Raw genomic sequence first — 19,258 nt, 5'->3', positions numbered from 1 at the left:
TTTCAAGCAGAAGGAGTAACGATGCGAGTCGGATTCATCGGCCTCGGCAGCCAAGGCGGCGCGATGGCCCGCCGGATCGTCGAAGCCGGATACGAGACGACCCTGTGGGCCCGGCGCCCGGAGTCGCTCGAACCGTACAGTGACACCGCGGCGAAGATTGCCGGTTCTCCCACCGAACTCGGTGCGGCCAGCGACCTTGCCTGTGTATGCGTCGTCAACGACGCAGACGTCCGAGAAGTCATCGATGGCGAGCAGGGCATCCTGCGTGGCATGAGCGCTGGTGGCGTCATTGCAGTGCACTCGACCGTCCATCCGGACACCTGCCGCGAATTGGCCGAGAAGGCTGCCGCGCAGGGCATCTCACTGGTTGACGCACCGGTCAGCGGCGGCGGGATGGGCGCTGCGGCCGGAACGCTGCTGGTCATGGTCGGCGGCGACGACGACGTTGTCGCCCGCGTGCGGCCGGTCTTCGAAACGTACGGGAATCCCGTTGTGCACCTTGGTGGCATCGGTGCCGGTGAAGTCACCAAGCTGCTCAACAATCTGCTGTTCACCGCCAACCTGTCCACCGCGTCCAGCACCATGGCACTCGGCGAAAAGCTCGGCGTCGACCCCGTGCGGTTGGCCGAGGTTCTGGCCCGCGGATCGGGGAACAGCTTTGCCCTGGGCCGGATCACCGCCACCGCGGGATCTCTGGACCAGATCGCCGGGCATGCCGGCGAATTGCTCCGCAAGGACGTCACATTGAGCGCAAGCCTTGCCGACGCCGCCGGCGCCACGGTCGGTTCTGTTCTGGATGCAGCCGACGCCACCCTCGCCCAGATGAACTACCCACGACAGGACTCATGATGCGCGTCGGATTTGTCGGCACCGGCCGGATGGGACTCCCCATGGTTCGCCGCCTCGTCGGCGGCGGCCATCAGGTGCGTGCCCTCGTCCGCAACGACCAGTCGCGTGGCGACGTCACCGAAGCCGGCGCCGAGGCGGTCACCGACATCAGTGAGATCGCCTTTGACGCCGATATCGTGACCGTCTGCGTGTTCACCGACGATCAGGTACGCGACATCTGCCTCCAGGGTCCGCTGATCGCGTCGATGCGTCCGGGTTCGGCATTGGTGTTGCACACCACCGGTAGCCCGGTCACCGCAGAGCTGATTTCCGAGCGCGCCAGAGCTTTTGGTGTCCAGGTGGCCGATGCACCGGTCAGTGGCGGTCCGCACAACATCGCGGCCGGCGACCTCACCCTCTTCGTCGGCGGCGACACCGAGACCGTCGACCGCATCCGCCCGGCCTTGCAGAGTTACGCCGAACCGATCCTCCACGTCGGGGCCATCGGCACCGGTCAGCGGGTCAAACTGGTCAACAACGCATTGTTTGCGGCGCAGATCGGATTGCTGCGCGAAGGCGTTCGCCTCGGTGCCGAACTCGGCGTCGACGAATCCACGCTGCTCAGCGCTCTCCCCCACGCCAGCTCCAACAGCCGTGCGCTGGCCGGGGTTTCGGCACGCGGATCGGTTGCCGCGTTCAGCGACGCCGTCGGCGAATTCGTCAGTAAAGACGTGAGCGTTGTCCGCGCGGTCGCCCTCGAACTCGGCGGGCAACTCGGAGTGATCGACGAAGTGATCGGTGACCAACTCGGATCAGTCAAACCCTGATCCGACACGAGCAAGGACAACCCCATGGAGATGACACCAGGTCACCACGCGAGACTGACGCCACAGGCGCCGGCCATCGTGATGGGCATCAGTGGCGAGGTTGTCACCTACGCCCAACTCGAGGACCGGTCGATCCGGTTTGCGCGCGCCCTGCGTGAGCGAGGGCTGCAGCCGGGTGATCACATCGCGATCCTGATGGAGAACACCAGCTCATTTCTCGAGATCACCTGGGCAGCACAGCGTTCGGGACTCTACTACACGGCCATCAACCGCCATCTGCGTACCGACGAGGTGCAGTACGTCCTCGATGACTGCGGTGCGCTGGCACTCGTCGCGAGTGAGTCGGTCGCCGATGTTGTCGCCGATCTCGACCTGTCCCGGCTACGCGCGAAGTTTGCCGGTGCCGGCGAGATCGACGGCTTCGAATCGTACGACGACGTCTTGGCCACCACCGCGGGATCTCCACTCGAGAATGAGTGCGAGGGCCGCGAGATGCTGTATTCCTCCGGCACCACCGGGCGCCCCAAAGGCGTTCGGAAACCGCTGCCGGGAACGCCCTTCGGAGATCCCACGTCGGCTCCGGTGCTCATCGCCAAGGGCATGCTTGACCGCAGCTCCAGCGGCAATGTCGTCTATCTGTCACCGGCACCGCTCTATCACGGCTCACCACTGATCTTTTCGATGTCCTGGCATCGGGCCGGAGCCACCGTCGTGGTGATGGAAAGCTTCGATCCTCGTCGATGCCTCGAACTGATCGAGCAGTACGGCGTCACAGACGCGCAGTTCGTACCCACCATGTTCGTCCGAATGCTCCGGCTACCGGCCGCCGAGCGTGAGCGGTACAACCTGTCGAGCCTGCGCAGCGTCATGCATTCGGCCGCACCGTGTCCGGTTGCCGTGAAGCGGCAAATGCTCGACTGGTGGGGTCCGATCATCAGCGAGTACTACTCGGGCACCGAAGATGTCGGGGCCACCGCGATCACCGCCACCGAATGGCTGGCTCATCCGGGTTCGGTCGGCCGACCGTTGCAGACCTGCCACATCGTCGACGAGAACGGCAACGAATTGCCGGCGGGTGAATCCGGTGTCGTGTATTTCGAAGGCGGCCGTCCATTCGAATATCACAACGATCCGGAGAAGACCGCGTCCGTGGCGAACGCCCACGGCTGGCGAACGATCGGCGACATGGGGTATCTCGACAGCGAGGGATATCTGTACCTCACCGATCGCAAAGCCCACATGATCATCTCCGGCGGAGTGAACATCTATCCGCAGGAAACCGAGAACACACTCGCCTCTCATCCGGCGATCGCCGATGTGGCCGTCATCGGGGTACCCGATGAGGAGATGGGAGAATCCGTCAAAGCCGTTGTGCAGTTGGTGGATCCGGAAGCCGGCTCGGATCAGCTGGCGGCCGACCTCATCGCTTTTTGCCGAGGCGAGCTCGCGACCTACAAGTGTCCACGCAGCGTCGACTTCGTCGCCGAACTGCCGCGTGACCCGAACGGCAAACTGTACAAGCGGCGGCTCCGCGAACAGTACTGGGATGGGCGCGACAGCCTCATCCTCTGACCGGCAATCCGAGCTAGTCCACCAACGAGTAGACCGAGGTTACGATGCGATTCATCTTCCATTATCCAGAGCCCAACGGCCCCGAGGCCAACCTCTTCGCGGCCGGACCGTTGACCGATGTCGCGGTTGCGGTGGAAAAGGCCGGATTCGACGGTTTGTCGCTGAGTGAGCATCCGATCCCCGGCGCCAAGTGGCTGAATACCGGTGGACATCAAACGGTGGATCCTTTTGTGGCGCTGAGTTTTGTCGCCGCTGCCACCAGCCGGATCAAGGTCCTCACCTATCTGGCGGTCGCGCCGTACCGTAACCCGTTGTCGCTGGCCAAGTCGGCGTCAACGCTCGACACCTTGTCGGGTGGTCGCTTGATCCTGGGCCTGGGCACCGGCTACCAGAAGAGCGAATTTTTTGCGCTCGGCGTCGACATCAACGAACGCAACGCACTATTCGACGAGGCTCTCGATGTTCTCCCGCTGCACTGGAGTGGTGAGGCGTTCAGCTACAAGGGTTTGCATTTCGATGCCCGCGACGTGAGGTCGCTGCCCCGCCCCGTACAGGACCCGATCCCGATATGGGTCGGCGGAAACTCCAAGCTGAGTCGTCGCCGCGTCGCCGAGCGCGCACAGGGCTGGATGCCGATGTCCGGTGGTGCGCAACTCAGCTCCACGGCACGCACTCCGGAGCTGGGTACCAGTTCGGAACTGGGTGTCAAGATCTCGGAGATGCGCGACGCCGCCGCAGCCGCCGGACGCACCGAACCGATCGACGTTCTCTACTCGTATCAGGCCGACGGACTGCCGACGCCAGCGGTCGATGCCGACCGTCATCGCGAGAACTTTGCCGAGCTCGAAAAGGCCGGTGTCACCTGGATTGTGGTGTCCCACCCGAGCGGGTCGTCGTACAGCGATACCACTGAGTTCCTCGACGCCTTCGGCTCGACCTACCTGTCATGACCTGGTTCGAAGAACGCGCCCGCCTCGAGGGCACCGTTGCTGTGATCACGGGCGGTGCCGGCGGTCTCGGTGAGAGTATCGCGGCCGACCTCGTTGCCAACGGGGTTCGGATCGCCGTCATCGACATCGATCCCACCGCCGTCGAGGCACTGCGAAAGAGCCTGTCCGACGGCGGCTTCGAGGCGATCGTGCACCACGGAGATGCACGGGACCCTGATACCCTGGCCGCATTGTTCACAGCTGTGGACAACCAGTGGGGACGATTGGACACCCTCGTCAACATCGTCGGCGGAACTTTCCGCACGCCGTTTGTCGAGAGCAAACCGAAGGGCTGGGATGCGCTCTTGCGCACCAACCTTCTCCATGTCTTTCATGCGTGTTCCCTGGCAGTTCCGCGGATGCAGGCGGGCGGACGCGGGGGAAGCATCATCAACATCACCACCATCGAGGCGCATCGCGCGGCACCGGGCTTCGCGGTTTATTCGGCCGCGAAGGCCGCCGTGGAACAGTTCGCTCGCACGCTGTCGGTGGAGCTCGCCCCGGATCGGATCCGGGTCAACAACATCGCCCCCGACTTCGTGCCGACACCCAGCCTCGAAAAGCTCGCCCGCAGTGGCGAAACACCGGCGATGGCGACCCCGACCGGCGCCCGGATCGCGATTCCGATGGGCCGGGTCGGTCACGTCACCGATGTCTCCAACTCCGTGGTCTTTCTCGCCTCCGGCCTGTCGGAATACATCACCGGAACCACATTGCACCCCGACGGCGGCACTCTCGCCTCATCGGGATGGTTCAACTGGCCCGACCACGGTTGGGCGAACTACGCACCCCATTCGGTGATGAACCACGTGAACGCCGACTGATCACGCAGGTGGGCCGATAACGCCCACTTCCGTTATGAACCACAAGAACTCGGACCGATCACACTGTGTTCGGTCCGAGTTGTTTTGGCTATTCGATTGTGAACCAGACGAACCTCGGGCTGATCACATCGTGATCAGCCCGAGTTCGCCGGACTACTTGATGTCAGCCATTGTCTTGCCGACATCAGCAAGAGTCATCGGTGTGCCGTAGTCAGCCGTGTACTTGTACGCGGGGATGTCGCAGCGGTAGGGACCGTTGTCGGGCTTGAAGTTCGCGGCCTCCCACCCTTTCGGTGTCGCCTGCTGAACGTTGAAGCACGGCGACGGCGGTACCGGCTGCGCCAGGTTCTGCGGCGCAGTCAAACCGCCTCCGGTCCAAGCAGTTTCGGCCTTGGAGGCGTTGTAGACACAGGTGCGGGTCAGGTCATCGCCACAGCTTGCCGCTGCCTTGGCAAAAAGTAGCCAGGAGGACATCGCGCGGATGGCCGGCATGGTGATCTCGGCATCCGGGGCGTACTTCTTGTAAAGCTCCTTGAGCTGTGTGATGGCCGGCCCGTCGCTGTTCACCGGCGCGACGCCACCCATGTCGAGCAAGTTGGTCTGGAAGCCGACGGAATCCTTTGCCAGGTCTATGAACTGCTGGCCATAGGCGCTGCTGTTCGTGTCGATCCAGTCGAGCTTGTAACCAATGCTGGTGAGCACACTCTCGAGCTTGGCGAGCTGCTTGAAGTCGCCTGCCCACTCGAGGCCCTTTACGCCCTTGCTCTTGATGGCCTGTGCGTACGGAGTCCAATCCGAGACCCCAGCCGCGGGGTACAGGTCGTTGTAGACGAAGGTTCCGCCGGCGGCCTCGGTGGATTCGACGGCCTGCGCGCCAATGCTTTTGGTCAGCGGAGAGTCCCCGTTGATGATGCCGAGGGCATTGGCCGAATCCGGGTAGGCATCCTTTAATAGCCAGGTCCGGAACTGGAAGTAGGGATCGTACCCGGCCGTCCGGGTCGGTGCAGCTGGGACCTGCAGATCAGAACCGACCACCGTTGGCTGCACGATCTGTGCAGGAAAACTCGGAAGCCCACAGGAAAGTCGCTCCTTGACACCCAGTCCGTCGAGCGCATTACCGCCGGCGACAAGCGCGAAGTCCTCGCGGCAGGCGGCGATCATCTGCTGGCGGGTTTCCATCAGCTTGGCATCACGGGTATTGGCCACCAGGGTGCGGCCGTTGATGCCGCCGAGCTCGTTACACCACGATGTGAATACCTTTGCTGCGTCCACGAACTCGGGTTGCTTGGTGAATCCCACGTCGGTGAACACGCCGACCTTGATGTCGGTGCCGGTGACACCCTGCGTGGGAGCTCCGGTGGCCGAACCCTCCTGACAGACATCGGTCAGCGAACCGAAACTGCTCGACGCGGTGTCCGACGACGCAGTTCCGCTACCCCCACCCCCGTCGCCGCCGTCACCGCTGCCGCGGTCACTACTACATCCGGCAACAACAAGCAGCGCGGCAGCCGATACGGCTATCACTAAGCGTTGCACTTTCAACTCAGGTCCTCCTCCATCGTCCCCCCGTTAGCGGGGAGCTTAGCCCCGAGAGTTACCGCTGCGGTGCAGTTTGAAAACCTATATCCTGTCGAGGTTAATGAGGAATGAGACCTTCCGGCGCTTGAGCTGCTGATATGCGGAGCCCGGGAATCGCAGCGAGGCAACCCCGACCGGTGCCCCTCGCGTCATCGGGATTGTTCAACTGACCCGACCACGGCTGGGCCAACTACATACCCAATCCAGTTATGAACCAGACGAACTCGGGCTGATCACATCGTGATCAGCCCGAGTTCGCCGGACTACGTAATGTCGACAGACTACTTGATGTCGGCCATCGTCATGCCGACATCAGCCAGCGTCATCGGCGCGCCAAAGTCTTGCGTGTACTTGTACGCGGGGATGTCGCAGCGGTAGAGACCGTTATCGGGCCCGAAGTCCGCGGCCTCCCACCCTTCAGGTTTGGCCTGCTGAACGTTGAAGCAGGGCGACGGCGGTGTCGTCTGCGCCAGGTTCTGCGGCGCAGTCAAACCGCCTCCGGTCCAAGCAGTTTCGGCCTTTGCCGCATTATAGACACAGGTGCGGGTCAGGTCATCGCCACAGCTTGCAGCTGCCTTGGCGAAGAGCAACCAGGCGGACATCGCACGGATGGCCGGTAGGGTGATCTGGGCATCCGGGGCGTACTTCTTGTACAGAGCCTTGAGCTCGGTGACGGCCGGCTCATCGCTGTTCAGCGGCGCAACGCCACCCATGTCGAGGTAGTTGTTCTGATAGCCGACCGAATCGGATGCCAGCTCGATGAACTGGTCGCCATAGGCGTTGTTGTTGGTGTCGATCCAGTCGAGCTTGTAATCGATGCTGGTGAGCACACTCTCGAGCTTGGCGAGTTGCTTGAAGTCGCCTTCGAAGATGAGGCCCTTCACACCCTTGCTCTTGATGGCTTGTGCGTACGGTGTCCAGTCCGAGACGCCCATCGCGGGGTACAGGTCGTTGTAGACGAAGGTTCCGCCGGCGGCCTCGGTGGATTCGATGGCCTGCGCACCAATGCTCTTGGTCAGCGGTGAGTCACCGTTGATGATGCCGATGGCGTTGGCCGAATCCGGGTAGGCATCCTTCATCAGCCAGGTCCGGAACTGGTAATAGGGGTCGTAACCGGCTGTCTGGCTGGGTGACGCGGAGACCTGCAGATCAGAACCGGTCACCGTTGGCTGTACGACCTGTGCCGGGAAGCTCGGAAGCCCACAGGTGAGCCGCTCCTTGACACCTAGTCCGTCGAGCGCACTGCCACCGCCGACAAGCGCGAAGTCCTCGCGGCAGGCGGCGATCATCTGCTGGCGGGTTTCCATCAGCTTCGCGTCACGGGTGGTGGCCACCAGGGTGCGGCCGTTGATGCCGCCGAGCTCGTTACACCACGATGTGAATACCTTTGCTGCGTCCACGAACTCGGGTTGTTTGGTGAATCCCACGTCGGAGAACACACCGACCTTGATCTCGGTGTCGGTGACACCCTGAGTGGGAGCACCAGTGGCCGAACCCTCCTGACAGACATCGGTGAGCGAACCGAAGCTGCTCGACGCGGTGTCCGATGACCCTGTTCCCCCACCGCCCCCGCCGCCCTCATCACCGTCTCCACTGCCGCGGTCACTACTACATCCGGCGACAACAAGCAGCGCGGCAGCCGACACGGCTATCACTAAGCGTTGCACTTTCAACTCAGGTCCTCTTCCGTCGTGCCCCCCGCTGCGGGGAGCTTAACCCCGAGAGGTATCGGTGCGGAGCACTTTGAAACTTTATCCTTTCAAGGTTAATAAGGAATGCGCCTCAAAGCTTCTTGACCTGCGAATATGCTGAACGAAGGAATCGCGAGCGAGCCAGAAAAGTCAGTACAACCCGCCGTCGACCCGAATGAAGGACGATGTCGTGAAGCTCGATGCGGAGCTCGCCAGGTAGAGCGCGGTGGTCACGATCTCAGACGTCTCGCCGGGGCGTCCTGCCGCACTGCGCAACCCGGTCCGGGCGTCGTCGCCCCACGATTTGGCGATATCCGTCAGGAACGGACCTGCCGAGATCGTATTGACCCGCACGTTGGGCCCGTACTCGCGACCGAAGACACCCGCCAACGTATTGAGCGCAGCCTTTGCCCCGGCATAGGGCCCGAAGTTCGGCGCCGGAAAGATGGCACCCGACGACGAGATGTTGATGATCGATCCGCCGTCACCGTCGGCCATGCGCCGACCGACCAGTGACCCGAGCCGGAACGGCCCCTTGAAGTTGACCGCGACCACCTTGTCGAACAGCTCTTCGCTCGTCTCTTCCGAGGACGGCGCCACCGGCGACAACCCCGCGTTGTTCACCAGGATGTCAATCTTTCCGAAGTGCGCATACGCCGTCTCGACCAGCGCGTCCACGTCCTCCCACTTGCCCACGTGAGCACTAACCGGCAGCGCCTTGCGGCCCAGCGCCTCCACCTCTCGCGCCACTTCCTCGCAGGCCGGCAGCTTGCGGCTGGCAATGACGACGTCGGCACCGGCCCTCGCAAAGGCCAAGACCATCTCACGGCCGAGACCACGACTGCCACCTGTCACCAGGGCAACTTTGCCTTCCAGTGAGAAAAGCTGAGCCAGTCCAGCACCGGATTCGTGGGTTGCGTTCATTCGGCAAGAATAGCATTCTGGTTACGTAGAGCGTGATTCTTAAATCGCCGCATTGTTCACTCGAGGAGCCAGCTGATGCAGGGACTGCAGGACAAAGTTGTAATCGTCGCCGGGGCCGCCACCGGTCTCGGGGCGGACTCGGCGCGCAGGTTGGCACAAGAGGGCGCCAAAGTTGTCGTCGGTGACCTCAATGCCGAGGGTGCCGAGAAGACCGCCGCCGAAATCAATGCGGCCGGCGGCACCGCGGTGGCCGCCCAGTTCGACATCTCCGACGACGATTCCGTGAAGGAATTGATCGCGGTCGCGGTCGCAACTTTCGGTGGACTCGACGCCGTCCACATCAACGCCGGTGACATGGGAGCGGTCTCCAAAGACACCAACGTCGTCGACATCGACCTCGAGATCTGGGATCGCACCATCGCCGTCAACCTCCGTGGTCACATGCTGGTCAGCCGGCACAGCATCCCCGAACTGCTGAAGCGCGGCGGCGGCTCCATCGTCTTCACATCATCGGTCGCCTCGTTCGCCGGTCAGCCCCAGCGTCCCGCTTACTCAGCCACAAAGGCCGGCATCAATGCCCTGGCCCGCCACATCGCCTCGGGTTGGGGCAAAGACGGCATTCGCGCCAACGCCATCACTCCTGGCCTCATCCTCACCGACGAGATCAAACAGGGCGCCCCTCCAAAAATGTTGGAGGACAAGCTCCGCGAGACCCGCAGCACGCGTCTCGGAGAAGCCCGGGATATATCGAGCATGGTTGCGTATCTGATGTCCGACGACGGTTCCTGGATCAACGGCCAGGTCGTCAACGTCGACGGCGGAACCTACTTGCGCTGACCAAGCGCACCCACCCCACCTCCGTCGAGCGTGCCGAAATCACCGTCGAGCGTGCCCTCGTTACCGTCGAACGTGCCGAAAATGCGTGCGCCCCAACACCTTCGGAACACTCGGCGGCGATTTTGGCACGGTCGGTGGTTGGATGGGCACGCTCGGCGGCGGTTGTTGGGTGCGTTCGGCACGGTCGGCGGTTGGATGGGCACGCTCGGCGGAGTGGGGTCAGAGTTTGATCGTGACGCACTTGACCTGACTATAGTGATGTAGTGCCTCGACACCCTTTTCGCGTCCGTAGCCACTATTTTTCCAGCCGCCGAACGGGGTCTGCACCGATGCGGTCGACCAGGTGTTCACGAAGACCTGCCCTACCCGCAGACGGTCGCTGACCGTCAGAGCGCGGGAGACGTCTTTCGTCCACACACCCGCCACGAGGCCGTAGTCGGAATCATTGGCCAGCGCAACAGCTTCGGTGTCGTCGTCGAACGGGATCACCACGACGACGGGTCCGAAGATCTCTTCGCGGGCGATCCGTGCCGTGTTGTCGACGCCGGTGTAGATCGTCGGATCGATGTAGAACCCACCGGTCTCGCGGGCGACCGCAGACACCGTGCCACCGGCAGCAGCCACCGCACCGTCTGATTCGGCGACCGCGAAATACTCCTGCACCCGCGAGAACTGGTCCCGGGTGATCAGCGGGCCGATGTCGCGGCCCACGCGCACGTTCGCGGCACGATCGACCAGCCGCTTCACCACCTCGTCATGGACCGACCGATGCACGAGTAGTCGGGTGCCGGCCGAACAGACCTGGCCGGCGTTGGCGGTAAATGCCTGCAGCGAACCCGCCACTGCTGCATCAAGATCGGCGTCGGCGAAGATGATGTTCGCCGACTTCCCACCCAATTCCAGCGTGAGAGGGATGATCCGTTCCGCGGCGATCTTGCCGATCGCCCGGCCGGTGGGCACCGATCCCGTGAACGCAACCTTCGCCACCGACGGATGCTGCACCAGGGCAGCACCAGCGCCCGCACCTCCACCGAGCACGACGTTGAACACCCCTGGCGCAAAACCGACTTCGGAGGCCAACTGCGCCAGACGAACCGTGGTCGACGATGTGTATTCAGAAGGCTTGACCACCACCACGTTGCCGGCAGCCAGCGCGGGTGCACAGGCCCTGGCTGCCTGGTTGATCGGCACATTCCACGGCGTGATCACCCCGACAACACCAAACGGCTCACGGCGCGTGTAGACATGCTGATCCGGTGCCACGTCGAGAGTCTCGCCGATCGGCATCCCGATCAGGCCACCATAGAAGTCGAAGTAGGTTGCCGAACCCTCGACTTCGCCCAGTGCCACCGACTCCGGCTTGCCGGTCTCGCTGATCTCCAGCCCGGCCAGTTCCTGTGCGTTCTCCCGCATCGCGCGCGCGAGATCGGAGAACAACCGGGCGCGGGCCAGCCCCGGCACCTGCCGCCAGGCCTCGGCAGCGGCTTCGGCAGCGGCGACCGCCGCCGAGATGTCTGCGGCGTTCCCACTGGCAATCCGGCGAACCTCGTTGCCGCTTGCCGGATCGATGACATCGAGGTATTCACCGGCTGACGGCGCAGAAGAGGCGCCGCCGATCCAGTGATCAAGTTTCTGCACGTCTGATAATCCTTCTGGCTGGTCGGGGTGGAAGTGTTGCTGCGCAGCCTGCGACCTATGCCCGCGGGCTAACCGTCCGCAGACAGAACTCGTAGATGTGGTCGATATCTTCCGGCGAGGGTTCAACTCGTCGCCAGAGGTAGTCGGCGAGCATGCCGAGCGTGGCGTGAGCTGCAAGTTGTGCATCGAATTCCGGGTCGGCGCTGCCGAGTTCGGTAAACGGTTCCCACAGCAGGGACGCCATGGGCCCGTTGGCCGACAACGGGCCCTGCATGCTTTCCTCGCCGAGTCCACCGGCATTCCAGGACACCGCGCGGGTGGAATCCGCGGTGCGCCCGACGGCCTGTGCGAGCACACCTTCGACCCAGCGCCGCACCTTGGCCTCCGGGCTGGGCTCCTTGCTCATCTGATGACCGACATACGTGCGCAATCGCTCGGTGCCATCCTCCAGCAAGGCCGCCACCAGCGCGTCCTTCGACGAAAAGTGACGATAGAATGCCTCATTCGACAGCCCCGCGGCGGACACGATGTCGGACACCCGCGGACGCGATGCGGTACCCCGCTCCTGGATCACAACCAGTGCGGCGTCGAGCAACCGGCGTACCTCTGCGGCATAGTTCGCGCCCCGCTTGGCCAGGGTGCGCTCGGCGATCCGGCTCGCCAGATCGCCGGTCGCATCCTCACTCATTCGCTTGTCCACACATCGAGGTTAATGCCCTTCTGCGGCGGGGTACTCAGTGGTGAGCTCGAGTAACCGCATCGTAGGCGGCGGATCCATCTGCTGCAGGTCCGACAAGGTCAGCGCACCCGACCGTGCTGCGGCAATCATCCCCTTGAGAATCTGCTGCAGGTCATCGCCTTCGAGCTCGTAGACCGCAACATACGGTCCGCTGTCGGCCACCGGAGCAAATCGCCGGACGGACACTATGCCGTCGATCGCGACCATCTCGGGCAGGTGGACGTCGTTGTACCAGCGGTTGAACTCGGCATCGACCTCCGGTGACGCCGGTCGCGTTTCGACGACATAGATGCCCTTTGCCATATGTTGTTGCCTTTCAATCAGTTTCGCTTGTCACGCTCAGCTGGAGCCGGGTCCCCGCACCGCGGCAAGCACTCCGCCGTCGACCAAGATGTCGATACCACTCAGGAAACTCGCGTCGTCGGTCAACACGAACGCGGCAACAGCGGCGACCTCTTCGGCCCGCCCGAACCGCCCGAGCGGGGTCTGCTCCGCCCAAGCCGCCATCCGCGGGTTGCCTTCTGCTTCCTGTCGGCCCTGGGGTGTGTCGATGAGACCGGGCGAGATCGAACAGATACGTCCTCCAAGAGGCCCGAGCCGCACTGCTTCCTGCTGGGCAAATCGCTTGACCCCGAGCTTCGCCAGAGAATAGGCCACACCGGGGTGTTCGACCATCGGACCGAAACTCTCGTGGATCCGGTCATGGAACTGTTCGTGCAGCGGATCATCGAGGACTGCGCCAGAGGCGGCATCGACATCGAGCCCGCCGATCGACGGTGCCATCGAGGCGAACGTGACCCACGCCGTCCCGGCAGTCGCGAGTGGCCGCAACACCTCGGCGAGCTTGGCGGTTCCGATCAGATCGACGGTGAAGATCCGGCGCCAGTCAGCCATGGTCGGCGAGATCCCGGCGACGTGGGCCACCGCGCGCAGCGTTCCCAACTCGCGGATGTGGGCCACCAACCGCTCCAGCCCGTCCACGTCGGTGATGTCGAGAACGAAGGGCTCGACAATCGCGCCGCCGCCGCTCAATTCGTCGGCCGCCGCTTTTACGGTTGTCTCGTCGAGGTCGACCAGCACCAGAGTGTCCACCAGTCCGGTCATCCGCTTGGCGACCTCGAGGCCCATACCGCGACCGGCTCCGGTGACGATGCCTACGGTGCCCATCAGTGGTGCGCCCAGCACTGCTGGATGTGCGGCTCGGCCGCCCTGGTCACCAGTTCCATTCGATAACCGGTATCGCTACGCAGGAATGCGAAGAACAACGATCCATCCGGACCGCTGCGGGTCGCCTCGGTGACGTAACCCTGGCTGACAAGCTCAGCTGCATCGGCGTCGACGTCATCCGACCAGTAGCCGACATGGTGGACTCCGGATCCCTCGGCCGGTTCCCAGAATGTGCCCGGCACACTGCGGACAACCTCGAGGCGCGGGGTGGTGATAGAGAACGCGCATCGAACTTCGACCGTCACGAGGCCGGACGGCAGCGTGACCTCGAGGGGAGCACCGATCTCCGGCCCCCACTCGTACCCGAGGAGCGACGACAACTGCGTCTGGGTCGCCTCCAGATCGTGCGTGACGATTCCCACGTGAAACAGGTCTTCAGCCTTCATGAACTTACTACCGCCTTTTCGTTGCACTCCATGTTCGGAACGATCTTCACACTAATAAGAATTGTGTTCCGTATCGCCAGAATGCTATTCTTGCATACGAAGCGAGGAGGCCTCCATGGCATGGGATTTTGAGACCGACCCGGAGTACCAGGCAAAACTGGACTGGGCCGATAAGTTTGTCCGCGAAGAAGTCGAACCACTCGACCTCGCGTGGCCGCACCAGCAGTTCGTACCGCTCGACGGCGGGCGCCGCAAGGCGATCGACCCGCTGAAACAGCAGGTCCGCGACCAGGGCCTGTGGGCAACCCACCTCGGCCCCGACCTCGGCGGTCAGGGCTACGGCCAGCTTCAGCTGGCACTGCTCAACGAGATCCTGGGCCGTTCGTCCTGGGCACCCATCGTCTTCGGCTGCCAGGCCCCCGACACCGGCAACGCCGAGATCATCGCCCACTACGGCACCCCGGAACAGAAGGAGCAGTACCTGCAGCCGCTGCTCACCGGCGAGTGCTTCTCCAGCTACTCGATGACCGAGCCCCAGGCCGGCGCCGACCCGACGCAGTTCAAGACCAGCGCGGTCCGCGACGGCGATCACTGGATCATCAACGGCTACAAGTACTTCTCGTCGAACGCGAAGACCGCGTCCTTCCTCATCGTCATGGTGGTGACCAATACCGAGGTCAGCGCTTACAAGGGCATGTCGATGTTCCTGGTCCCCACCGACACCCCCGGTGTCATCATCGAGCGCAACGTCGGCCTGCACGGCGAGCCGATGGACCAGGGCACCCACGCGCTCATCCATTACGACAACGTCCGCGTCCCGGACAGCGCGTTGCTCGGCGGAGAAGGCCAGGCCTTCGCCGTGGCCCAGACCCGCCTCGGCGGTGGCCGGATCCACCACGCCATGCGGACAATCGGTCTGGCGCAGAAGGCAATCGACATGATGTGCGAGCGCGTGCTGAGCCGCGAAACGGCCGGCAGCCGGCTTGCCGACAAGCAGTTCATCCAGGGCTACATCGCCGACTCGTACGCGCAGTTGGCTCAGTTCCGGCTGTTCGTCCTCAACACCGCCTGGAAGATCGACAAGTACAACGACTACAAGAAGGTCCGCAAGGACATCGCCACCGCCAAGGTGATCATGCCGACGGTGCTCCACGACATCGCTTGGCGCGCAATGCAGGTCCACGGCGCACTGGGTGTGACGAACGAGATGCCGTTCCTGACGATGGTGCACGGCGCCGCCGTGATGGGACTCGCAGACGGACCCACCGAGGTCCACAAGATGACGGTCGCCAAGCAGGTCCTGCGCGACTACAAGCCCTCCGACGACCTCTGGCCGACCGAGTGGATTCCCAGAAAAACAGCTGCAGCCAAGGCGAAGTACGCCGAATACCTCGAACTCGAAGTGGGGAACCTATGATCGACACCGCAAAACTCGCAGCCTGGATGGACGAGCAGAACCTGCCAGGAAAGGGCGAACCGCTGGAGGCCAAGTTCCTCTCCGGCGGCACGCAGAACGAAATCTACAAGCTCACCCGCGGTGAGCATGTCAGCGTGATCCGGCTCCCACCGGCAGCCGCACCAGCCAATCGTGACGACGGCATCATGCGCGAATGGCGAATCATCGAGGCCCTCGACGGCACCGATGTGCCGCACACCAAGGCCATCGCGGCCTGCGCCGACACTTCAATTCTCGGCCGGGCCTTCTACCTCATGGGATTTGTCGACGGCTGGTCGCCGATGGACAACAAGAATTGGAAAGAACCGTTCACCAGCGACCCCGAACTGCGTCGAGGTCTGGCGTTCCAGCTGGCCGAGGGCATCGGGCTGCTGTCGAAGGTCGACTGGCAGGCCAAGGGTCTGCAAGACCTCGGTCGCCCGGACGGCTTCCACGAGCGCCAGGTGTCCCGGTGGACGAGGTTCTTCGACCGGATCAAGGGTCGCGAACTCGACGGCATGGACGAGGCCACCGCCTGGCTCAACGCCCACAAGCCGCTCGACTTCATCCCCGGCCTCATGCACGGTGACTACCAGTTCGCCAACGTGATGTACAAGGAAGGCGCACCGGCCCAGCTCGCCGCCATCGTCGACTGGGAAATGGGCACCGTCGGTGACCCGAAGCTGGACCTGGCGTGGATGATTCAGGGCTGGCCCGAAGACACCAACGCACCCGAGGCCGCCACCTCCAGCTACGTCGACCTGACCGGTATGCCGTCCAAGCAGGAGATGGTCGATCACTACGCGAAGGTGTCGGGCCGTCAGGTCGACGACCTCGACTACTACCTGGTCCTGGCCAAGTGGAAGCTCGCCATCGTCCTCGAACAGGGCTTCCAGCGTGCCGGCGACGACCACAAGCTGCAGTCCTTCGGTTCGATCGTCCCGCAGTTGATGCGTGGAGCAGCCGACTTCGCCGCGTCGAGCGACTACAAGTCATGACCGGTACCGAAGAACTCGTCATCGAGCGGCGGGGTGCTGTCCAGGTCTTGCGGCTCAATCGCCCCGACGCGCGAAATGCGCTCACCGGCAGCCTGCTTCGCGGAATCGGGACGGCGGCTCTGGAAGCAGAGGCCAACCCCGAGATCCGCGCCATCGTGCTAACCGGAACCGGTGACCGCGCGTTCTGTGCGGGCATGGATCTGAAGGCTTTCGCCGAGGGCGGCGACTTTTCGTCCGAAGGTTACGGAAAGCTGACCAAGGGTGAACTGGCCATTTCGGTGATCGGCGCTGTCAACGGCACCGCCATCGGCGGCGGTCTCGAACTACTCCTCGGCTGCGACATCATCGTGTCGTCGTCAGCAGCGAAGTTCGGACTGCCCGAGGTCAAGCGCGGTCTGTTCCCCGGTGGTGGCGGTACGACCATCGGAACGCGGATCCCGCTCAGCGTCGCCCTGGAGATGACGCTGACCGGAGACTTCATCACCGCTGACCGAGCGTACGAGCTCGGACTGGTCAACGCTGTTGCCGCTCCGGAAGACGTGCTGGAAACCGCGATCGGTTATGCCGAACGGGTCGCCGCCAACGCACCCCTGAGCCTGGCCGCGATCAAAGAACTCGTTCGACTCTCGGTGTCGGACAGCGCCCTTGCCGACAAGAAGACCGCTGAATGGCAGAAGACAGTCTTCAGCAGCAGCGATGCCAAAGAAGGCGCGATGGCGTTCATCGAGAAGCGGACACCGAACTGGCAGGGCCGGTAGGGACGATGCGAGCCGTTGTCTGCCCGACCCATGGGCTACCGGAAGTTGTTCGGGTAGAGGATGTTCCGTCTCCTGAGCTTGGCCCCGGCCAGGCGCGGGTCGGTGTGGTCGCGGCAGCAGCCAACTTCCCGGACGTGCTGGTGATCGCGAACGAGTACCAGATCAAGATCCCGGTACCGTTCACACCCGGCAGCGAGTTCGCCGGCGTGGTGACCGAAGTCGCCCCGGACGTGGTCGGTGTCGCGGTCGGTGACCGCGTCACCGGTACCGGCATCGTCGGCGCGTTCGCCGAGGAAGTCGTCGCGAAGGCCAAGAGCCTGAGCCGGATCCCGGACGGGGTCGGCGAATCGGTGGCCGCCGCCTTCGGCGTCGCGTACCGGACCGCGTATCACTCCCTGCGTTCAGTCGCCCGGGTCGAAGCCGGTGATCATGTGATCGTGCTCGGCGCCGGCGGCGGTGTCGGCCTGGCCGCGGTACAGCTCTGTGCCGCGCTGGGCGTCACCGTCACCGCCGTCGCCTCGTCGTCCGAAAAGCTGGATGTGGCAAAGAGTTACGGGGCCACAAACCTCGTCAACTACCGGGAGAGCGACTTGCGCAAGACCCTGCGCGAGCTGTTGCCCGACGGTGCAGACGCGGTGATCGACCCGGTCGGAGGCGACCTCTCCGAGGCCGCACTCCGTGCCCTCGGCCGGGGTGGACGCTTCGTCACCATCGGTTATGCATCCGGCACCATTCCCCGGATTCCGCTCAATCTCATTCTCGTCAAGGGCATTCACGTCCTCGGATTCCAGTTCCAGGACCTCGCTGCGGACGAGTTCCGGCGCAACGAGGAAGAGCTTGCCGGCCTGCTGAAAGATGGCCGGGTTCTGCCCCACGTCGGTGCGAGCTTCTCGCTCGACGAGACTGCCGCGGCACTGCGGCTCGTCGCCGACGGCAAAGCCATCGGCAAGATCCTGATCGAGGTCAAGAAATGAAATCAGTGATCGTGTCCGGGGTGGGCTCGACAGAGATTATTGAGATACCCACTCCGACACCGGGGCCCGACGACGTTCTGATCAAGATGCGAGCGTGCGGCATCTGCGGTTCCGATGGCTTCTACATCTCCATCGGGGGCATTCCGCCGCTGCAGGGCAAAACTCCCCTCGGTCATGAACCGGCCGGTGAGGTTGTCGAGGTCGGTGCCAAGGTCGAGGGCATTGCCGTCGGCGATCACGTCGTGATCAATCCCATGGCCGACGGGACCAGCATGATGGGTGGCGGCGGTCCGGTCGGCGCACTGTCAGAATATGTACTCGTCGAACGTGCCCAGGCCGGGGTCAATCTCGCGATCCTTCCCCCCGAGGTGCCGTTCCACGTCGCTGCGCTCAACGAGCCGATGGCTGTGGCCCGGCATGCGGTCAACCGCACCGGCGTCAAGGCCGGCGACACCGTCGTCGTGTTCGGTGCCGGACCGATCGGTCTCGGCGCGGTCATCGGATTCAAACTGAGCGGTGCCAAACATGTTGTCGTGGCGGATATTCTGCCGTCACGGCTCGAGAAGGCACTCGCCGTCGGAGCCGATGCCGTGATCAACTCCGCTACCGAAGACGTGGCGGCGCGCCTGCTCGAACTACACGGCCCCGGTGCAACCGCAACAGGTAAGCCGCGGGTGGGGACCGATATCTATCTCGACGCCGCCGGTGTTCCCGCGGTGCTCGAAACCGCCATCCAGTCGGCCAAGCATCGCGCGACCATCGGCATCGTCGCGGTTCACAAGAAGCCGGTCGAGGTCGACTTCGGGTTCCTGCTGGGCACCGAGATCAACATCGTCACCGCCATGGGTTATCCCACGGAGATATTTCAGGTCGCCGAGGAAATCGCCGATCATTGGGAGAAGTTCGCCGTGATCGTGAGTGATCAGTTCGACTTCACCGACGTCCAACAGGCCCTCACGACCGCATCGACCCCCGGTGCCGCCGACAAGGTTGTCGTCACCTTCGCGTGACCTTTTGCAACCCACCGAGGAGC

General features: G+C 63.5%; 19 protein-coding genes. 11 read left to right on the top strand and 8 right to left on the bottom strand.

Going from position 1 to position 19,258, the window contains the following annotated elements:
• The first annotated feature begins 21 nt into the window (after positions 1–21).
• From H290_RS0124290 to H290_RS0124270, 5 genes are read left to right on the top strand one after another with little or no spacing between them, the layout of a single operon-like run.
• Positions 22–849, top strand: coding sequence for an NAD(P)-dependent oxidoreductase (locus H290_RS0124290; protein ID WP_020109455.1), 828 nt, complete (start codon positions 22–24; stop codon positions 847–849).
• Positions 849–1,655 carry an NAD(P)-dependent oxidoreductase gene (locus tag H290_RS0124285; protein WP_036520132.1) on the top strand — a complete coding sequence of 269 codons (807 nt, stop codon included), beginning with the start codon at positions 849–851 and terminating at the stop codon, positions 1,653–1,655. The genes H290_RS0124290 and H290_RS0124285 overlap by 1 nt, the downstream gene beginning before the upstream one ends.
• A 30-nt stretch (positions 1,656–1,685) precedes the next feature.
• Positions 1,686–3,227, top strand: a complete 1,542-nt coding sequence (locus H290_RS0124280; protein ID WP_028463648.1) for an acyl-CoA synthetase — start codon at positions 1,686–1,688, stop codon at positions 3,225–3,227.
• 44 nt (positions 3,228–3,271) lie between these two features.
• Complete coding sequence (locus H290_RS0124275; RefSeq protein WP_020109452.1) at positions 3,272–4,177, top strand: LLM class F420-dependent oxidoreductase; 906 nt, start codon at positions 3,272–3,274, stop codon at positions 4,175–4,177.
• Complete coding sequence (locus H290_RS0124270) at positions 4,174–5,040, top strand: SDR family NAD(P)-dependent oxidoreductase (protein ID WP_020109451.1); 867 nt, start codon at positions 4,174–4,176, stop codon at positions 5,038–5,040. Before H290_RS0124275 ends, H290_RS0124270 begins: the two co-directional genes overlap by 4 nt.
• Positions 5,041–5,193: 153 nt before the next feature.
• Here the strand turns inward: H290_RS0124270 and H290_RS0124265 are convergent, their stop codons facing one another.
• The 3 genes from H290_RS0124265 to H290_RS0124255 all read right to left on the bottom strand — a co-directional run bounded on the left by H290_RS0124265 (position 5,194) and on the right by H290_RS0124255 (position 9,233).
• Positions 5,194–6,582 (bottom strand): ABC transporter substrate-binding protein, encoded by a 1,389-nt coding sequence (locus H290_RS0124265; protein ID WP_231373828.1) that lies wholly within the window; start codon positions 6,580–6,582, stop codon positions 5,194–5,196.
• Between the two features lie 317 nt (positions 6,583–6,899).
• Positions 6,900–8,291, bottom strand: coding sequence for an ABC transporter substrate-binding protein (locus H290_RS0124260; RefSeq protein ID WP_231373827.1), 1,392 nt, complete (start codon positions 8,289–8,291; stop codon positions 6,900–6,902).
• A gap of 168 nt (positions 8,292–8,459) precedes the next feature.
• Positions 8,460–9,233 carry an SDR family NAD(P)-dependent oxidoreductase gene (locus H290_RS0124255; RefSeq protein ID WP_020109448.1) on the bottom strand — a complete coding sequence of 258 codons (774 nt, stop codon included), beginning with the start codon at positions 9,231–9,233 and terminating at the stop codon, positions 8,460–8,462.
• Between the two features lie 75 nt (positions 9,234–9,308).
• On the opposite strand from H290_RS0124255, the gene H290_RS0124250 reads away from it, so the two are divergent.
• A complete protein-coding gene (locus H290_RS0124250) occupies positions 9,309–10,070 on the top strand; it encodes an SDR family NAD(P)-dependent oxidoreductase (protein WP_020109447.1) in 762 nt (253 codons plus the stop codon).
• 219 nt (positions 10,071–10,289) lie between these two features.
• Here H290_RS0124250 and H290_RS0124240 read toward each other — a convergent pair whose 3' ends face one another.
• The 5 genes from H290_RS0124240 to H290_RS0124220 are packed head-to-tail and all read right to left on the bottom strand — an operon-like array spanning position 10,290 to position 14,060.
• Positions 10,290–11,708 (bottom strand): aldehyde dehydrogenase, encoded by a 1,419-nt coding sequence (locus H290_RS0124240; RefSeq protein ID WP_020109446.1) that lies wholly within the window; start codon positions 11,706–11,708, stop codon positions 10,290–10,292.
• 55 nt (positions 11,709–11,763) lie between these two features.
• Positions 11,764–12,396, bottom strand: coding sequence for a TetR/AcrR family transcriptional regulator (locus H290_RS0124235; RefSeq protein ID WP_020109445.1), 633 nt, complete (start codon positions 12,394–12,396; stop codon positions 11,764–11,766).
• A 21-nt stretch (positions 12,397–12,417) separates the two neighbouring features.
• On the bottom strand, positions 12,418–12,750 hold the full coding sequence (locus tag H290_RS0124230) for a DUF4286 family protein (protein WP_020109444.1): 333 nt from the start codon (positions 12,748–12,750) through the stop codon (positions 12,418–12,420).
• A 36-nt stretch (positions 12,751–12,786) separates the two neighbouring features.
• Positions 12,787–13,614: an SDR family oxidoreductase gene (locus H290_RS0124225; protein WP_028463645.1), complete on the bottom strand. Its 828-nt coding sequence runs from the start codon at positions 13,612–13,614 to the stop codon at positions 12,787–12,789.
• Positions 13,614–14,060 (bottom strand): VOC family protein, encoded by a 447-nt coding sequence (locus tag H290_RS0124220; protein WP_020109442.1) that lies wholly within the window; start codon positions 14,058–14,060, stop codon positions 13,614–13,616. The genes H290_RS0124225 and H290_RS0124220 overlap by 1 nt, the downstream gene beginning before the upstream one ends.
• 115 nt (positions 14,061–14,175) lie before the next feature.
• Here H290_RS0124220 and H290_RS0124215 point away from each other — a divergent pair, with 115 nt between their 5' ends.
• The 5 genes from H290_RS0124215 to H290_RS0124195 are packed head-to-tail and all read left to right on the top strand — an operon-like array spanning position 14,176 to position 19,235.
• Complete coding sequence (locus H290_RS0124215) at positions 14,176–15,477, top strand: acyl-CoA dehydrogenase family protein (RefSeq protein WP_020109441.1); 1,302 nt, start codon at positions 14,176–14,178, stop codon at positions 15,475–15,477.
• Positions 15,474–16,493, top strand: coding sequence for a phosphotransferase family protein (locus H290_RS0124210; RefSeq protein ID WP_020109440.1), 1,020 nt, complete (start codon positions 15,474–15,476; stop codon positions 16,491–16,493). The genes H290_RS0124215 and H290_RS0124210 overlap by 4 nt, the downstream gene beginning before the upstream one ends.
• Complete coding sequence (locus H290_RS0124205; RefSeq protein ID WP_020109439.1) at positions 16,490–17,251, top strand: enoyl-CoA hydratase-related protein; 762 nt, start codon at positions 16,490–16,492, stop codon at positions 17,249–17,251. Before H290_RS0124210 ends, H290_RS0124205 begins: the two co-directional genes overlap by 4 nt.
• A gap of 5 nt (positions 17,252–17,256) precedes the next feature.
• Complete coding sequence (locus H290_RS0124200) at positions 17,257–18,225, top strand: NADPH:quinone oxidoreductase family protein (RefSeq protein WP_028463644.1); 969 nt, start codon at positions 17,257–17,259, stop codon at positions 18,223–18,225.
• Complete coding sequence (locus tag H290_RS0124195; RefSeq protein WP_020109437.1) at positions 18,222–19,235, top strand: zinc-binding dehydrogenase; 1,014 nt, start codon at positions 18,222–18,224, stop codon at positions 19,233–19,235. The genes H290_RS0124200 and H290_RS0124195 overlap by 4 nt, the downstream gene beginning before the upstream one ends.
• Positions 19,236–19,258: the final 23 nt, after the last annotated feature.

Source organism: Nocardia sp. 348MFTsu5.1 (genome assembly GCF_000383535.1).
Classification (GTDB): Bacteria; Actinomycetota; Actinomycetes; order Mycobacteriales; family Mycobacteriaceae; genus Williamsia; species Williamsia faeni.
Note: the sequence above shows the minus strand (reverse complement) of the source record. Positions and strands in the feature narration are given on the sequence as shown.

What these genes read in the sequence shown, in the direction of transcription:
- H290_RS0124290 (WP_020109455.1), top strand. Translation starts at nt 22, where the DNA reads ATGCGAGTCGGATTCATCGGCCTCGGCAGCCAAGGCGGCGCGATGGCC.
- H290_RS0124285 (WP_036520132.1), top strand. Translation starts at nt 849, where the DNA reads ATGCGCGTCGGATTTGTCGGCACCGGCCGGATGGGACTCCCCATGGTT.
- H290_RS0124280 (WP_028463648.1), top strand. Translation starts at nt 1,686, where the DNA reads ATGACACCAGGTCACCACGCGAGACTGACGCCACAGGCGCCGGCCATC.
- H290_RS0124275 (WP_020109452.1), top strand. Translation starts at nt 3,272, where the DNA reads ATGCGATTCATCTTCCATTATCCAGAGCCCAACGGCCCCGAGGCCAAC.
- H290_RS0124270 (WP_020109451.1), top strand. Translation starts at nt 4,174, where the DNA reads ATGACCTGGTTCGAAGAACGCGCCCGCCTCGAGGGCACCGTTGCTGTG.
- H290_RS0124255 (WP_020109448.1), bottom strand. Translation starts at nt 9,233, where the DNA reads ATGAACGCAACCCACGAATCCGGTGCTGGACTGGCTCAGCTTTTCTCA.
- H290_RS0124250 (WP_020109447.1), top strand. Translation starts at nt 9,309, where the DNA reads ATGCAGGGACTGCAGGACAAAGTTGTAATCGTCGCCGGGGCCGCCACC.
- H290_RS0124235 (WP_020109445.1), bottom strand. Translation starts at nt 12,396, where the DNA reads ATGAGTGAGGATGCGACCGGCGATCTGGCGAGCCGGATCGCCGAGCGC.
- H290_RS0124230 (WP_020109444.1), bottom strand. Translation starts at nt 12,750, where the DNA reads ATGGCAAAGGGCATCTATGTCGTCGAAACGCGACCGGCGTCACCGGAG.
- H290_RS0124225 (WP_028463645.1), bottom strand. Translation starts at nt 13,614, where the DNA reads ATGGGCACCGTAGGCATCGTCACCGGAGCCGGTCGCGGTATGGGCCTC.
- H290_RS0124220 (WP_020109442.1), bottom strand. Translation starts at nt 14,060, where the DNA reads ATGAAGGCTGAAGACCTGTTTCACGTGGGAATCGTCACGCACGATCTG.
- H290_RS0124215 (WP_020109441.1), top strand. Translation starts at nt 14,176, where the DNA reads ATGGCATGGGATTTTGAGACCGACCCGGAGTACCAGGCAAAACTGGAC.
- H290_RS0124210 (WP_020109440.1), top strand. Translation starts at nt 15,474, where the DNA reads ATGATCGACACCGCAAAACTCGCAGCCTGGATGGACGAGCAGAACCTG.
- H290_RS0124205 (WP_020109439.1), top strand. Translation starts at nt 16,490, where the DNA reads ATGACCGGTACCGAAGAACTCGTCATCGAGCGGCGGGGTGCTGTCCAG.
- H290_RS0124200 (WP_028463644.1), top strand. Translation starts at nt 17,257, where the DNA reads ATGCGAGCCGTTGTCTGCCCGACCCATGGGCTACCGGAAGTTGTTCGG.
- H290_RS0124195 (WP_020109437.1), top strand. Translation starts at nt 18,222, where the DNA reads ATGAAATCAGTGATCGTGTCCGGGGTGGGCTCGACAGAGATTATTGAG.